Consider the following 14,789-nt stretch of genomic DNA (forward strand, 5'->3'; position numbering starts at 1 on the left):
CGGTTTGGGTAGATCAGTCACTACCCATGTTGGTCATGAAGCGACCGATGAGGTTCTCCAGCACCAGTGCCGACTGGGTGAACATCAGCTCGTCGCCTTCCTGCAGGGTGTCGTAGTCACCACCCGGCTCCAGCGCGATGTACTGTTCGCCCAGCAGCCCCGCGGTGTGGATGGCGGCCTGGGTGTCCATCGGCAGGTAGTCGTGCTCCGAGCGGATCGCCAGGGTCACCTCGGCGCGAAAGCGTTCCGGATCGTAACGGATATCCGCCACTCGCCCGATGCGCACACCCGACACCGTGACCGGGGCACGCGTCTTGAGCCCCCCGATGTTGTCGAAGTATCCGCTCACCGTATAGGTGTCACGGTCGTGGTAGTCGGTCACGTTGCTCACCTGCACCGCCAGGTAGAACAGCGCCCCGATACCCAGGAGCACGAAGACACCGACCGCCAGTTCGAAGAAACGTACCTTCATTATTGCCACCTGTCCTGGGTAAACACTGTTTGGTCAGCCCGCGCCGAACATCAGCCCGGTCAGGATGAAATCGAGGCCCAGCACCGCGAGCGACGACACCACCACCGTCTGGGTCGTGGCGCGCGAGATGCCCTCGGACGTCGGCTGCGCATTGAAGCCCTGGAACACCGCGATCCAGGTCACCACGAAGCCGAACACGATGCTCTTGATCACGCCGGAGAGCACATCCTCGTTCCAGTCGGTCACCGACTGCATCTGCGAGAAATAGGCGCCGCTGTCCACGCCCAGCAGCCCCACCCCGACGAGGTAGCCGCCCATCACGCCCACGGCGCTGAAGATCGCGGCCAGCAGCGGCATGGAGAGGAACCCGGCCACAAAGCGTGGCGCGAAGATCCGGCGATAGGGGTTCACCGCCATCATCTCCATCGCCGAGAGCTGTTCGGTCGTCTTCATCAGCCCCAGTTCCGCGGTCAGCGCGGAGCCGGCGCGCCCGGCGAACAGCAGCGCGGTGACCACCGGCCCCAGTTCGCGTACCAGCGACAGCGCAACCACCCCGCCCAGGGCCTCGGCCGCGCCGAAGTTCACCAGCGTGATGTAGCCCTGGTACGCCAGCACCATGCCGACAAACAGCCCGGACACGACGATAATCAGCAGCGAGCGCACCCCCACCGAATACACCTGAACAAGCGTCAGGCCGAAGCGGCGAAAGACGATATCCAGGCTCGCCAGCATCCGGATCAGGAAGATGAACGCCCGGCCGAACACCGTCAGGGCATTGATCGTGGTCCGACCCAGCGCGGCAATCGAATCAGTCATCGCGGCGCTCCCCCTGCCCCAGCAGGTCATCGCGGTAGGACGCGCCCGGGTAATGAAACGGCACCGGCCCGTCCGGGCGACCCTGCAGGAACTGCGCGCTCCAGTCGGAAGCGCGCGCCTCCAGTTCGTCCGGCGGCCCGGCATCCACTACCCGGCCATCGGCGATCAGCACCACCTGATCGGAGATCGCCATCGCCTCGGTCACGTCATGCGAGACCAGCACGCTGGTAAGCCCCAGGCTTTGATTGGTCCGGCGGATCAGGCTGACAATCTGGCCCATGGTGATCGGATCGAGCCCGGTGAACGGCTCGTCGTACAAAATGAGGTCCGGGTCCAGCGCAATGGCCCGCGCCAGCGCGACGCGCCGCGCCATGCCACCGGACAGGGTCGCCGGGTCCAGGTCGCGCGCCGCGCGCAGGCCCACCGCCTCCAGCTTCAGCAGAACCAGCGCGTGCAGCACGTCCTCCGGCAGATCCGTGTGCTCGCGCAGCGGGAAGGCGACGTTCTCGAATACCGAGAGATCCGTCAGCAGCGCACCGCTCTGGAACAGCATGCCCATGCGCTTGCGCAGCGCGTACAGCCGCCGGGTGGAGAGCCTCGCCACCTCCTGGCCATCCACCCAGATGCGGCCCTTGTCCGGACGCAACTGACCGCCGACCAGGCGCAGCAGCGTGGTCTTGCCACTGCCGCTGGGCCCCATCACGGTCGTCACCTGCCCGCGCGGGATGCGCATCGACAGGTCATCGAAAATCATCTTGCGCCCGCGCCGGAAGCACAGGTTCTCGATCACGATATGCGGACTGTCTTCCACTGCCGGGTCAGCCACGCGCGCTCCTCGCCCTTAAGGAAACACTGATTAATGTACACGCTCGCGCTCGAGCCGCTTTTGCGTGCGAACAAGGCGCGGTGACCGCCGTGCAGTCATTCTGCACAAGGGAGCCGCAACGCCGTGCGCACGCAAAAGAGGCCGAGCCCCTTCGGGGTTGGCACCCCAGGTTCCCCGATCCTGCGTTGCGGCCCGAATCGGTCAAAAACGGGCCGGTAGAACCACCACCGGCTGCGCGCCGCGCCTTGGCTCGGAAAACCTGGGGTACCAACGCGAGGGTGTACATCAATCAGTGTTTCCTTAGGCCCACAGAACCCCGAAGTCTGGGCGCAGGCCGGGAGACCGTCAAACGGGCGGGTGCGGTGCTCATCCCAATCCCAGCAATGCGGCGATAGTGCGGAAATCCGACAGTCGCTCCGGACGCGCGCGCAGGAACACCGGGATCTCACCGCTGCCACCGGCCTGCCCGAGGGCCTCCACCAGCGCGCGCCAGCCCGGCGCATCCAGCCCTGCCTCGGGGTTGACCTGCCAGGCCCCGCCCCCGGCAAGCGCCGCCGATTTCGGCGCCGGGGCGGGATGAAACCAGGCCGCCTCGGCTCGCGCGAGCACCCGCTCCTCGCCGGCGCCGTACACCATCAGGCGCCCCAGTCCGGCCGCCTCCAGCGCCGCGCGGATCGCCTGCACCTGCGCCGGCCCCATCGGCCCCGGCGCCACCGCCTGCAGGCCGTCGCCGACAGCCTCGGCCAGCGCGCGCGCCCGCGTCGCACCCGTCTCGAGGCCCAGCTCCACCGGCCAGTCCAGTGTCAGCCGCAGCGCGGGTGGCACGGCCTCGGCCCAGTCGCCGAAGGCCGGCGCCCCGGCCTCGGTCCACACCGGGGCGGGCAGCAACAAACGGCTGTGGTAATGGGTGTAGTACTCCAGCTGCCAGTCCTGCGGCAGGTCCTCGGGGAAGAAGTCGTCCCACCAGTCCTCTCCGGGGCCCGCCACCCCGGCGGCCTGCAATACCGGCGCTTCCTGATCCTGCGACATGCCTCAACCTCCACGACGTAACCGCAGCTTTGCGCGGATTGCTTGTATCACCTGCGAGCGCGCGGCACAGTTGGCGCCATGCGTTTCGACCTGTTCCACGAGCTCTCGGTACCGGACTTCCTGCAGACCTCCGAAGCGGAGGTGCTGGAGAACACCCTGCGCCTGTGGGAGCGCGCCGATCGTCTCGGCTTCGGCACCGCCTGGCTGGTGGAGCACCACCTGATGCCGGAGTTTTCCCACTCCACCGCGCCGGACCTGGTGCTGGCTGCGGCCAGCCAGCGCACCAAACGCCTGCGCCTGGGCCTGGGCGTGGTGCCGCTGCCCTACCACCATCCGCTGCGAGTGGCGCAGCGCGTCGGCATGCTCGACCAGCTCTCCGGCGGGCGCCTGGATCTGGGTATCGGGCGCGGCTTCTCGCCGCGCGAATATGCCACATTCGGGGCCGAGATGAGCGAGTCCCGCGCGCGGGTCGATGCCGGGCTGGATGCGCTGCGCCAAGCCTTCGCCACCGGCCGCATCACCCAGGACGGGCCGTTCCATCACCTGGACGACGTGCCCGTGATGCCGCGCCCGGTACAGGCCCCGCACCCACCGATCTGGACCGCCGCGGTCAGCCCGGAGTCCTTTACCTGGGCGGCGCAGCAGGGCATCGGCGCGCTGGCCGGGCCGTTCAAGCCCTGGCAGATGATCCGCGAGGACATCCGCCTGTATCACGAGGCCTGGGACGCGACACGCACGGACGTCGCCCACCCGCCCCGGGTCGGCATGACGCTTGGGGTCCTGTGCCTGCCGGACGGCAAGCGCGCCCGGCGCGAGGCCAAGCCGGCCTTCGAGTGGTTCTATCGCCACATGTTCCAGCAGACCCTGCCGGTGCTGGAACGCCTGATCGAGGGCTACGACTATTACCGCTCGCTCGGCCGCTTCCGTCACCTGGTCAAGGCCGGGATCAACCTGAAGGTCCTCGACATGCTGGGCATGACGCTCGTCGGCACCCCCGCCGAATGCCGTGAACGCATCGAGGGCCTGCGCGCGGCCGGGGTCGACCAGGTCCTGCTGGCCTTCGGCGCCGGGGCCGTTCCGCATGCGCTGGCCGAGGAGTCCATGGACTGCTTCGCGGAAGAGGTCATGCCCGCGTTTGCCGACCCCGCCCCGACCACCGTCGCCCGCACCGCGACCTGAGCGAAACACGGATGCACGTCGCCGTGACCGGCGCCGCCGGGCGCCTGGGGCAAGTCCTGCTGCCCGCCCTGGCACGCGCGCCGACGATTGAACACATCCTCGCCCTGGACCGGGCCGCGCCGGCGCTGCCTCCCCCCGAAAACGGCACCGTTATCGAGGCACGGGTACTCGACCTGGCGCAGCTCCAGCCGGAGGACCTGGCCGGGGTGGACACGCTGGTGCACCTCGCCTTTCAATTGATGGGCGGTCACGGGGGCCGCCGCCGGCATGACCGCACCTGGGTCCGCCAGCAGAATGTGGCCCTGAGCCAGCAGGTGTTCCACGCGGCGGTGACCGCCGGTGTGCGCCACATCGTGTTCCTGTCCAGCGCGGCGGTCTACGGCCCCTGGCCGGACAGCCCGCAGCCGCTCCGCGAGGACCATCCCACCCGGCCGCGCTTCCCCTATGCCGAAGACAAGGTCGCCGTGGAGCAGGCCCTGCTCGCGCTCGCCCGGGAATACCCCGAGTGCCAGGTGACCCTCCTGCGCCCGCCCGCGATCGTCGGCCCGAACGCCCACCCGCTGTTGCTGCAGATCGCCCGCGGACGGCTGTATCCCGCCGGGGGCGAACAGCCAGTGCAGATCCTGTGGGAGGACGATGCCGCCGCCGCGATGGTGCGCAGCATCACAACTCGCACTGCGGGGATCTTCAACCTGGGGGCCGAACCTGCCTGGTCGCTACGGGCGATGGCGCGCCACCAGCGGCGCTGGGGGATCCCGGTGCCACTGCGGCTGATCCGCACCCTGCACCCGCTGGCCTGGCGCCTGACCGCCCGCGCCGGGGACCCCGGCTGGGTCCGCGGGCTGGACGGCCCGCTGGTACTGGACTGCACCCGCGCCCGCGAGCAGCTCGGCTGGACACCGCAGGTGACCACCGCCGGGTGCCTAGAACGTCTGCGCTGCTGAAACCACTACCCAATCGGCTACAATCCCGGGCCTGACCCTCCCGGACCCGACTGTCCATGGTGCTACCCGTTGTCGCCATCATCGGCGGCCTGATCCTGCTGACCTGGAGTGCCGACCGCTTCGTGTTCGGCGCCTCGGCCCTGGCCCGCGGCCTGGGCGTCAGCCCGCTGATCATCGGCCTGACCATCGTCGCTTTCGGGACCTCGGCACCGGAGATCGTGGTCTCGGTCCTCGCCAGCCTGCAGGGCAACCCGGGGCTGGCGGTGGGCAACGCGATCGGCTCGAACATCGCCAACATCGCGCTGGTGCTGGGGACCGCGACCCTGGTCGCGCCGCTGGCGATCGGGCGCGGCATGGTTCGGCGCGAACTGCCGATCCTCCTGCTGGTCAGCTTCGGCGTGCTGCTCCTGCTTGTGGATGGCGAACTGGGCCGGCTGGAGGGCATCGCGCTGCTGGCCGGTCTGGTCCTGTTCACTGCCTGGATGGCCATCAGCGCCCGGCGCGCACGCCCGGCCCCCCATGACGACACCCCCGAGGTGGTGCGCGGCATGGTCGAGACGATCCCAGAGGGCGACCGACTGGGGCCCGCGATCGCCTGGCTCGTGTTCGGGCTGCTGCTCCTGCTGGCGAGCAGCCAGGCCCTGGTCTGGGGGGCCGTCGAGATCGCCGAACAACTGGGGGTCAGCGACCTGGTCATCGGGCTGACCATTGTCGCGGTGGGAACCAGCCTGCCGGAGCTGGCGACCTCGGTGGTCGCCGCCTTCCGCCGCGAGGCCGGGCTGGCGATCGGGAATGTAGTCGGGTCCAATCTGTTCAACCTGCTCGCGGTACTGGCCGTTCCGGCCCTGATCACGCCGCTGGCAATCGACGCCGATGTGCTGACGCGCGACTATCCGGTGATGCTGGCATTGACCGTGGCCCTGTTCCTGATCGCGCTGGGCCGCCGCGGACAGATCCGGCGCTGGCAGGGCGCCCTTCTCCTCATCGCCTTCGCAAGCTACCTTGTCTATTTGGGAATCACGGCAACCGCATGAACTTCAACCCCGAAACGACCCGCAAGCTCGCCCTGGCCGTCCTCAATGACGAGGCCGAGGCCGTACGCAACCTCGCCCGGCGCATCGACGACCGCTTCCTCGAGGCCTGCCGCTGCATCCTCGCGTGCAAGGGCCGCGTGATCGTCACCGGCATGGGCAAGTCCGGGCACATCGGCAGCAAGCTGGCCGCGACCCTGGCCTCCACCGGCACGCCGGCCTTCTTCGTGCATCCGGGCGAGGCCAGTCACGGCGATCTCGGCATGATCACCCGCGAGGACGTGGTCATCGCGCTGTCGAACTCCGGCGAGACCGACGAGATCATCACCATCCTGCCGCTGATCCGGCGCCTGGGCGTACCGCTGATCGCGATGACCGGCAACCCCGGCTCGCGCCTCGGCGCGGATGCCACCGTACACCTGGATGTCAGCGTCGAGCGCGAGGCGTGCCCGCTGGGCCTGGCTCCCACCTCCAGCACCACCGCCGCGCTGGCGATGGGCGATGCCCTGGCCGTCGCGGTGTTGGATGCACGCGGCTTTACCGCCAACGACTTTGCCCGCTCGCACCCCGGCGGCCGCCTTGGCCGGCGCCTGCTGGTGCATGTCGCCGACATCATGCATACCGGAGGCGCGATCCCGCGCATCACCCCGGACGCCCCACTCAAGGACGCCCTGTTCGAGATCACCCGCAAGGGTCTGGGGCTGGTGATCATCACCGACGGTGACGATCGCATCCAGGGCGTGTTCACCGATGGCGACCTGCGGCGCACCCTGGATGCCGGGCACAGCCTGGACGGCCTGACCATCGGCGAGGCCATGACCACCGGCGGCCACACCGCGCAGCCCGACTGGCTGGCGGTGGAGGCCCTGGAGGCCATGGAGAGCCGGCGCATCAACGCCCTGCCCGTCACCGACGCCGAAAACCGCCTGGTGGGCGTGATCAACATGCACGACCTGCTGCGCGCCGGGGTGGCGTGATGAACCTGGATGCCACCACTCTGCGCACCCACCAGCAGGCCGTTCGCCTGCTGATCCTGGACGTGGACGGCGTGCTGACCGACGGCAGCCTGTTCCTCGGCGACGGCGGCGAGCAGTACAAGGCCTTCAACAGCCGCGACGGCCACGGTATCCGTCTGGCCCTGGACGGCGGCATCGAGATCGCCATCCTGACCGGGCGCACCTCCGGGGTCGTCGAGCACCGCATGCGCGACCTGGGAGTGGAGCATCTGATCCAGGGCCGCCGCGACAAGGGCGAAGCCCTGCACGAACTGCTGCAGCGCACCGGTCACGACCCCGCCGAAGCGGCCTTCATGGGCGACGACATCGTGGATCTTCCAGCGATGCAGCGGGTCGGGCTCGGGATCGCGGTCGGCGACGCCCACCCGCTGGTGCGCCAGCATGCCCAGTGGGTGACCGAAGCCCATGGTGGGCGCGGGGCCGTGCGCGAGGCCTGCGAGGGCCTGCTGGCCGCGCAGGACCGGCTCGACGCGCTGTTCGAGACCTACCTGAACGGATGAGCCGCAGGATTCGCAGCCGACTCGGATGGACCCTGGCCGTGCTCGCATTCGCGACCGTGCCCCTGGCGCAGGCTGAGGTAAGCCCGCCCGAGGGCCAGGTCACGCTGCAGATTGACGGCTTCACCCTGCATGCCACCGGCGACGACGGCGAACTGAGCCATCGTCTGCGCGGCACCCGCCTGCGCGAGTTTGGACGTGACGGCCCCCAATGGGTGGACGACCCGGACCTCGACCTGTTCGCCGAAGGCGGAATCGAATGGCGCTGGACTGCCCCCGCCGCACTGCATCAACCGGCCGCCGCGACCCTGGACCTGGTGGGCCCCACCCACGGCGTACAGCCGCCCCGCGGCGAACGCGTGGAGACCATCATCGATTCGCGGGATGTTCGCGTCGCCACCGACACCATGGTCGCCACTTCGGATGCCCTTTCCACCCTGAACCAGCCGGGCCTGTTCCAGCGCGGCACCGGTCTGCGCGTGGACTCGCGAGGGGATACCATAGAGTTGTTCCATGACGTGTACTCGCTCTACAGCGAGACGAGCGAGGAGGATCCCGCGCATGACCCCGAATCCCCATAGCCTTCGCCACCGTCCGGGCCAACCGGGTGCCCGCGTGGCGGCGCTCCTGCTGCTCGTGCTGCTGGCCACGCCCGCGTTCGCCCAGCAGGGCTCGGGCCCGGCGCTGCCGGTGGAGATCACTGCCGACCGCGCGGAGATGGACGAACGCCAGGGGCTGGGGACCTACACCGGCGACGTGATCGTGATCCGCGGCGACATGACCCTGGAGGCCGACAAGGTCTACGTGCGCACCCGCGATCGCCGCCCCTACGAAATGGAGGCCCACGGCGAGCCGGCACGCCTGGAATCACCCGATCCGGAAACCGGAGAGATGCGCATTGCCACCGCCCTGCGCATCGACTACCTGCTGAACGAAGACCGCATGATCCTCACCGACCAGGCCCATGTGATCACCAGCAGAGAGGAGGCGCGCGGCAAGCGCATCACCTACGACCTGACGACCGACGTGATCGAGGCCGAACGCGGCGAAGGCGACAGCGAGCGCGTGCGCATCACCATCCAGCCGCGCGACGACGAATGAACGCCACCACCCCCAGCCCATCCGCCACACCGGCACAAACCAACGACCGCCTGATCGGACGCGAGCTGACCAAGCGCTACGGCCAGCGCACGGTGCTGGACCAGGTGGACGTCGACCTCGCGCCCGGCGAGGTGGTCGGCCTGCTGGGCCCGAACGGGGCCGGCAAAACCACCTGCTTCTACAGCCTGGTCGGGCTGATCCGTCCCAATGCCGGGCGCATCACCCTGGGCGAGCACGACATCACCCGCGCCCCCATCCACGTACGCGCGCGCGCCGGCCTCGGCTACCTGCCGCAGGAGGCCTCGATCTTTCGCCGCCTGAGCGTGTGGGACAACCTGCAGGCCGTGCTCGAGCTGCGCCCCGGGCTGGATCGCCACGAGCGCCGCCGCATTGGCGACGCCCTGATCGAGGAGTTTCAGCTCGAGACCGTGCGCCACAGCCCGGGCATCGCGCTGTCCGGTGGGGAGCGTCGCCGGGCCGAGATCGCCCGCGCCCTGGCCGGGGATCCGCAGTTCATCTGCCTGGACGAGCCCTTCGCCGGGGTGGATCCGATCTCGGTGGGCGACATCCAGGACGTGATTCGGCATCTCGCCCAGCGCGGCATCGGCGTACTGATCTCCGATCACAACGTGCGCGAGACCCTCGGCATCTGCCACAGGGCCTATATTCTGAGCGAGGGACGCCTGCTGGCCGCCGGTACACCGGACGAGCTGCTGGCCGATCCCCAGGTGCGCCGGGTCTATCTCGGCGAGAACTTCCGCCTGTGAAAGCGCCCCACATGCGGCCCGGTCGGTGCACAAACCACAAGGCAGGCTTTAAGATTCCACCAATGCCCACCCTCGCTCCGAATACGCGATGCTGAAACCCGGCCTGAATCTGCAGCTGGGTCAGACGCTGACCATGACCCCGCAACTGCAGCAGGCGATCCGCCTGTTGCAGCTGTCCACGCTCGAGCTCCAGGTGGAGATCCAGCAGGCGCTGGAGAGCAACCCCATGCTCGAACAGGTCGAGGACGAAGAAGCCGAGGCCGACACCGAGCGCCTGAACCAGGACGGCGAGCTGGTGGAAGGCGATCGCATGGAGGCCACCACTACCAGCGATGACGTGATCCCCGAGGAACTGACCACCGACAGCCGCTGGGACGACATCTACGAGCCGGCCCCGACGCCCAACAAGGGCGTGGATGACCGCGACCCGCTGGAAAACACCAGCGACGACGACGGTGAGGGCCTGCAGGATCACCTGCTGTGGCAGCTGCATCTGAGCCATCTGACACCGCGCGACCAGCGCATCGGGGCGGCCCTGATCGACGCCATCAGCCCCGACGGCTATCTCGAGGGTGACCTGGAAACCCTGGCCGAGACCATCAGCCGAGGCGAGGATGAAACCGTCGGCGTCGACGAGGTCGAGGCAGTGCTCCACTGGATTCAGCAGTGCGACCCGCTGGGGGTCGGCGCGCGCAACCTGCGGGAGTGCCTGGAGATCCAGCTACGCGAACTGGCCCCGGACGCCCCGGCCCGCGAGGCCGCACGGGCGATCCTGGAACACGGCATGGACAGCCTGGGCAAGCGCGACTACAAGGCCCTGCAGCGCCAGTCCGGCGTACGCGACCCGGACGAACTGGCCCGCGCACTGGATCTGATCCGCACCCTGAACCCGCGCCCCGGCGCACAGATCAGCTCCGCCACCTCGGAATACGTAGTCCCGGATGTCTACGTGCGCCACACCACCGAGGGCTGGCGCGTGGATCTGAATCCGGAGATCGCACCGCGCATCCGCATCAACGACCTCTACGCCGGCATGGTGCGCCAAGTCTCGGATGCCCGCGACAGCGCCTTTATGCGCGATCAGCTGCAGGAGGCACGCTGGTTCCTGAAGAGCCTGCACAGCCGCAACGACACCCTGCTGCGGGTCGCCGAGGCGATCGTCCATCGCCAGCAGGGCTTTCTCGAGCATGGCGACGTCGCGATGCAGCCATTGATCCTGCGCGACATTGCCGAGACCCTGGAGATGCACGAATCGACCATCTCGCGGGTTACCACGCAGAAATACATGCACACCCCGCGCGGGGTCTTCGAGTTCAAGTATTTCTTCTCCAGCCATGTCGGCACGAACGATGGCGGCGAGTGTTCCGCCACCGCCATCCGTGCCATGATTCGCGAATTGATTGGCGACGAACCCCCGAACAAGCCGCTCAGCGATGCCCGGCTCGCCCAGGTCCTGTCGGACCGGGGCATCAACGTAGCGCGCCGCACCGTGGCCAAGTACCGCGAGGCGATGCACATCCCTTCATCCAGCGAACGCCGGCAGATGGCCTCGATGCCCACCGGCAGCAAGTAACCAAGGAGTCCTGACCATGCAGATCAACCTGACCGGCCACCACGTGGACATCACCGACGCCCTGCGCGACTACGTCAACGAGAAATTCGCGAAGCTGGAGCGCCACTTCGACAAGGTCATCGACGTCCACGTCGTGCTGACCCACGAGAAGACCCGGAATCAGCACAACCAGGCCGAAGCGAATCTCCAGGTCAGCGGCAATCACATCCACGCCGAGGCCTCTCACGAGGACATGTATGCCGCAATCGACGCGCTGATCGACAAAGTCGACCGTCAGCTGATTAAGCACAAGGAAAAGGTCAAGGATCACCACCGCGCCGAAGGTGCCCAGCGCAACCGCGAGCAGGCCTCCTGATCCATGACGATTGCCGAGCTGATCACCTCCGAGCGCATTGGCCTGCAACCCGAGTGTTCCAGCCAGAAACGGGCCCTGGAGGCCCTGGCGGACCTCCTCGCCGGCGGAGGTGACGGCACGGGACCGGGGAGCAACGCGATCTTCGAGGCCCTGTCCGCGCGCGAAAAACTCGGATCCACCGGTCTCGGCCATGGGGTTGCGATTCCCCATGGCCGCCTGGCCGATCTCGAGGCGCCGCGCGTGGCCGTGCTGCGCCTGGACAAGGGCGTCGACTTCGACGCCATGGATCACGAGCCGGTCGATATCCTGATCGCACTGCTGGTCCCGGAGGCCGCCACCGGCGACCACCTCGACCTGCTGGCCCAGCTCGCCCGCGGCCTGTCGCAGCCAGACACCATCGGGGCGCTGCGCCGGGCCGGGGATGCGACGGCCCTGGAACAGGAACTCGTGCGCCGCTTCAGCGAGGACTAAGCCCGTGGAACCCGCCTCCAGCCGCGATTCCGGCGCGCAGCGTCTGCCATGAACGAGGCGCTGGGAGAAGGCGGGATCGCCCGCGACATCAACGTGGAGAGCCTGATCCAGGCCATGGGAAACCGCCTGGATCTTCACTTCGTACACGGCGAACATGCAGCACCCGACCGCAAGCTGGTCGGCGACGACGGGGACGACCTGCCGCTGGCCGGCCATCTCAACCTGATCCGGCCCAACCGCATCCAGATCATCGGCGACTTCGAGGCCCGCTACATCTCCAGCCTCAGCGCCACCCAGTGCAACGACCTGATCCTGGAGATGGCCCGCACCGGGACCACCGCGGTGATCTTCGCCGAGGACACCTGTCCGTTCTCGGAGATGCCCGACGCCCCGCAGGAGGCGCTGCCGCTGATCCTGTGCTCCAGCACCAGCAGCCACGAGATTATCTCGCTGCTGCGCTATTTCCTGCAGCAGCGCCTGGCCCATTTCGAGGTGCGCCACGGCGTGTTCATGGAGATCCTCGGGATCGGGGTGCTGATCAGCGGCGCCTCCAGCGTCGGCAAGAGCGAGGTCGCACTGGAACTGATCTCGCGCGGGCATCGCCTGATCGCCGACGATGCCCCGGAGTTCGCGCGCATTGCGCCCGACATCGTCCGCGGCCACTGCCCGGCCCTGCTCCAGGACCTGCTCGAGGTGCGCGGTCTTGGGGTGCTCAACATCCGCGCCATGTACGGCGATTCCGCGATCAAGGGCGGCAAGTACCTGCGCCTGATCATCGACCTACGCGATCATGGCGAACCCTCGCCGGTCCCCGATGACCGGCTGAACGGGCGCCGCGGCGAGATCGATATCCTCGGCCTGCGCGTCCCCTTGATCAGCCTGCCGATCGCGCCGGGGCGTAACATCGCGGTGATGATCGAGGCGGCCGTGCGCAACCACATGCTGCACATGCAGGGCTATATCGCTGGCGACGACCTGCGCGCACGCCAGCGCCGCCAGATGAGCGGCGAGACGGAGGAGCCGCCCTACCATCGCGCGGTGCCCGCCACTACGGTCCCCAACCCGGACCCGGAGGGCTGAATCGGCCATGCGCCTGCTAATCGTCAGTGGCCTGTCCGGGTCCGGCAAGACCGTGGCCCTGCACACCCTAGAGGATGCCGGCTACTTCTGCGTCGACAACCTCCCGCTGCCGCTGCTGCCGGACCTGATCGATCAGGTCCGGCAGGGCCACTACGACACCGAGACCGACCGCCATCTGGCCGTGGGCGTGGATGTGCGCAGCGGCCTGGAGGCCCTGGAGGGGTTCTCCGATCTCCTGGCGCAACTACGGGCGGACGGGGTGCAGGTGGAGGTCCTGTTCCTGCAGGCGGCCAGCGAGGTGCTGCTGCGGCGCTACCACCTGACCCGCCGGCGCCACCCGCTGGCGCGCGACGGCGTGCCACTGGTCGAGGCCATCGACCGCGAACGCGAGTGGCTGGGCCATGTGGCCGCGGAGGCCGACCTGACGGTCGACACCTCGCGCCTGTCGATGCACGATCTGGCCCGCACCCTGCGCGACCGCATAGGCGAGCGCGGGGAACACGAACTATCCCTGCAGTTCCAGTCTTTCGGCTTCAAACACGGCGCGCCGCTGGATTCCGACTTCGTGTTCGACGTGCGCTGCTTGCCCAATCCGCACTACGAAAGCGATCTGGCCGCCCTGACCGGTCGCGACCCGCCCGTGTGCGAGTTCCTTGAGCGGCACGCGGAGGTCGCGGCCATGTTCGACAGCATCCAGGGATTCCTGTCCCAGTGGCTGCCGCGCCTGCTGGACGATCACCGCAGCTACATAACCGTCTCCATCGGTTGTACCGGCGGGCAACACCGCTCGGTGTATCTGGTGGAGCGGCTTGCGGAGGCGTGGCAGGATCGGGAACATGTTACTGTTAGCACCCGTCACCGCGAGCTGGGGAAACAGTAACCACTGGACGCGGGACGAGGGCCTTCTGGAACCCGCAATCGGAGCAGATCCATGGGCGTTGGTCTCATTCTGATCACGCATCAAAACCTGGGCGATACCCTGCTGCAGACCGCGCAGAGCATGCTCGGGGGCCTGCCCGAGGACTGCGAGTCCATGGCGATGTCCCAGAACGACGACCCCGACGAGGTCCTGGCCCGCGCCCGCGAGCGCCTGGCGACCCTCGACAGCGGCTCGGGGGTGCTCGTTCTGACCGACATGTTTGGCTCCACGCCTTCCAACGTGGCGATTCGTGTCGCCCGGGGTGCAAATGCCCGCGTGATCGCCGGCGCCAACCTGCCGATGCTCATCCGCGTGCTCAACTATCAACACCTCCCCCTGACCGAACTGGTCAACAAGGCCCTTTCGGGCGGCCATGACGGGATTCTCCTCTGCGATCAGGAGTGCAGCGATGCCGCAGCGCGTAGTCCCCATCGTTAATCGCCTGGGGATGCACGCGCGCGCCGCGGCCAAGTTCGTCAGCCTGGCCAGCAAATTCGCCGCGGACGTCTCCGTCTCCCGCAACCAGCAGGAGGTGAATGGCAAGAGCATCATGGGCGTGATGATGCTGGCCGCCGCCCAGGGCAGCGAGATCACCATTGAGGCCGAAGGCAAGGATGCGCCGGAGGCGCTGGATGCACTCGCAGAGTTGGTCGCCGATCGTTTCGGCGAAGAGGCCTGAACCTCCGAGTCCCGCCCGCACCGGTCAACAACCA

General features: G+C 68.2%; 19 protein-coding genes. 15 read left to right on the forward strand and 4 right to left on the reverse strand.

The genetic code is table 11. The annotated features are described in order from the left end of the window. Positions 1-13 precede the first annotated feature (13 nt). From mlaD to B0684_RS05105, 4 genes are all read right to left on the reverse strand, one after another. Positions 14-472, reverse strand: coding sequence for an outer membrane lipid asymmetry maintenance protein MlaD (gene mlaD, locus B0684_RS05085; protein ID WP_018144517.1), 459 nt, complete (start codon positions 470-472; stop codon positions 14-16). A gap of 33 nt (positions 473-505) precedes the next feature. Further along, positions 506-1,288 (reverse strand): lipid asymmetry maintenance ABC transporter permease subunit MlaE, encoded by a 783-nt coding sequence (mlaE, locus tag B0684_RS05090; protein WP_018144518.1) that lies wholly within the window; start codon positions 1,286-1,288, stop codon positions 506-508. Continuing rightward, complete coding sequence (locus tag B0684_RS05095) at positions 1,281-2,114, reverse strand: ABC transporter ATP-binding protein (protein WP_026313092.1); 834 nt, start codon at positions 2,112-2,114, stop codon at positions 1,281-1,283. The genes mlaE and B0684_RS05095 overlap by 8 nt, the downstream gene beginning before the upstream one ends. A gap of 366 nt (positions 2,115-2,480) precedes the next feature. Beyond that, positions 2,481-3,143, reverse strand: a complete 663-nt coding sequence (locus tag B0684_RS05105) for a hypothetical protein (protein ID WP_077276983.1) — start codon at positions 3,141-3,143, stop codon at positions 2,481-2,483. Positions 3,144-3,221: 78 nt separating this feature from the next. Between B0684_RS05105 and B0684_RS05110 the strand changes: the two genes are divergently transcribed. The 15 genes from B0684_RS05110 (at position 3,222) to B0684_RS05180 (ending at position 14,755) form a co-directional block, all read left to right on the forward strand. Next, positions 3,222-4,322 (forward strand): LLM class flavin-dependent oxidoreductase, encoded by a 1,101-nt coding sequence (locus B0684_RS05110; RefSeq protein WP_018650527.1) that lies wholly within the window; start codon positions 3,222-3,224, stop codon positions 4,320-4,322. 11 nt (positions 4,323-4,333) lie between these two features. Continuing rightward, complete coding sequence (locus B0684_RS05115; protein ID WP_018650528.1) at positions 4,334-5,266, forward strand: NAD-dependent epimerase/dehydratase family protein; 933 nt, start codon at positions 4,334-4,336, stop codon at positions 5,264-5,266. Positions 5,267-5,322: 56 nt separating this feature from the next. After that, positions 5,323-6,300, forward strand: coding sequence for a calcium/sodium antiporter (locus B0684_RS05120; protein ID WP_018168271.1), 978 nt, complete (start codon positions 5,323-5,325; stop codon positions 6,298-6,300). After that, the gene (locus B0684_RS05125; RefSeq protein WP_018168272.1) at positions 6,297-7,274 is read left to right on the forward strand and encodes a KpsF/GutQ family sugar-phosphate isomerase; all 978 of its coding nucleotides are present in this window, start codon (positions 6,297-6,299) and stop codon (positions 7,272-7,274) included. Before B0684_RS05120 ends, B0684_RS05125 begins: the two co-directional genes overlap by 4 nt. Further along, the gene (locus B0684_RS05130; RefSeq protein ID WP_018168273.1) at positions 7,274-7,813 is read left to right on the forward strand and encodes a KdsC family phosphatase; all 540 of its coding nucleotides are present in this window, start codon (positions 7,274-7,276) and stop codon (positions 7,811-7,813) included. Before B0684_RS05125 ends, B0684_RS05130 begins: the two co-directional genes overlap by 1 nt. Further along, on the forward strand, positions 7,810-8,391 hold the full coding sequence (gene lptC, locus B0684_RS05135) for an LPS export ABC transporter periplasmic protein LptC (RefSeq protein ID WP_269844075.1): 582 nt from the start codon (positions 7,810-7,812) through the stop codon (positions 8,389-8,391). The genes B0684_RS05130 and lptC overlap by 4 nt, the downstream gene beginning before the upstream one ends. Next, complete coding sequence (gene lptA / locus B0684_RS05140; protein ID WP_018650530.1) at positions 8,372-8,911, forward strand: lipopolysaccharide transport periplasmic protein LptA; 540 nt, start codon at positions 8,372-8,374, stop codon at positions 8,909-8,911. Before lptC ends, lptA begins: the two co-directional genes overlap by 20 nt. Then, positions 8,908-9,678, forward strand: coding sequence for an LPS export ABC transporter ATP-binding protein (gene lptB, locus B0684_RS05145; RefSeq protein ID WP_018650531.1), 771 nt, complete (start codon positions 8,908-8,910; stop codon positions 9,676-9,678). The genes lptA and lptB overlap by 4 nt, the downstream gene beginning before the upstream one ends. An 88-nt stretch (positions 9,679-9,766) precedes the next feature. After that, entirely contained in the window at positions 9,767-11,251 is a 1,485-nt protein-coding gene (locus B0684_RS05150) for an RNA polymerase factor sigma-54 (RefSeq protein WP_018176183.1), read from the forward strand. Positions 11,252-11,267: 16 nt separating this feature from the next. After that, positions 11,268-11,606: a ribosome hibernation-promoting factor, HPF/YfiA family gene (gene hpf, locus B0684_RS05155; RefSeq protein ID WP_018144530.1), complete on the forward strand. Its 339-nt coding sequence runs from the start codon at positions 11,268-11,270 to the stop codon at positions 11,604-11,606. Positions 11,607-11,609: 3 nt separating this feature from the next. Next, a complete protein-coding gene (locus B0684_RS05160) occupies positions 11,610-12,077 on the forward strand; it encodes a PTS sugar transporter subunit IIA (RefSeq protein WP_018144531.1) in 468 nt (155 codons plus the stop codon). A gap of 48 nt (positions 12,078-12,125) precedes the next feature. Then, the gene (gene hprK, locus B0684_RS05165) at positions 12,126-13,157 is read left to right on the forward strand and encodes an HPr(Ser) kinase/phosphatase (protein WP_018650532.1); all 1,032 of its coding nucleotides are present in this window, start codon (positions 12,126-12,128) and stop codon (positions 13,155-13,157) included. 7 nt (positions 13,158-13,164) lie between these two features. Then, positions 13,165-14,037, forward strand: a complete 873-nt coding sequence (rapZ, locus tag B0684_RS05170) for an RNase adapter RapZ (protein WP_018168279.1) — start codon at positions 13,165-13,167, stop codon at positions 14,035-14,037. 51 nt (positions 14,038-14,088) lie between these two features. Continuing rightward, a complete protein-coding gene (locus B0684_RS05175) occupies positions 14,089-14,514 on the forward strand; it encodes a PTS sugar transporter subunit IIA (RefSeq protein WP_018168280.1) in 426 nt (141 codons plus the stop codon). Next, positions 14,486-14,755, forward strand: coding sequence for an HPr family phosphocarrier protein (locus tag B0684_RS05180; protein ID WP_018144535.1), 270 nt, complete (start codon positions 14,486-14,488; stop codon positions 14,753-14,755). Before B0684_RS05175 ends, B0684_RS05180 begins: the two co-directional genes overlap by 29 nt. Positions 14,756-14,789 lie beyond the last annotated feature (34 nt).

It is taken from the genome of Thioalkalivibrio versutus, from assembly GCF_001999325.1.
In the GTDB taxonomy this organism is placed as follows: Bacteria; Pseudomonadota; Gammaproteobacteria; order Ectothiorhodospirales; family Ectothiorhodospiraceae; genus Thioalkalivibrio; species Thioalkalivibrio versutus.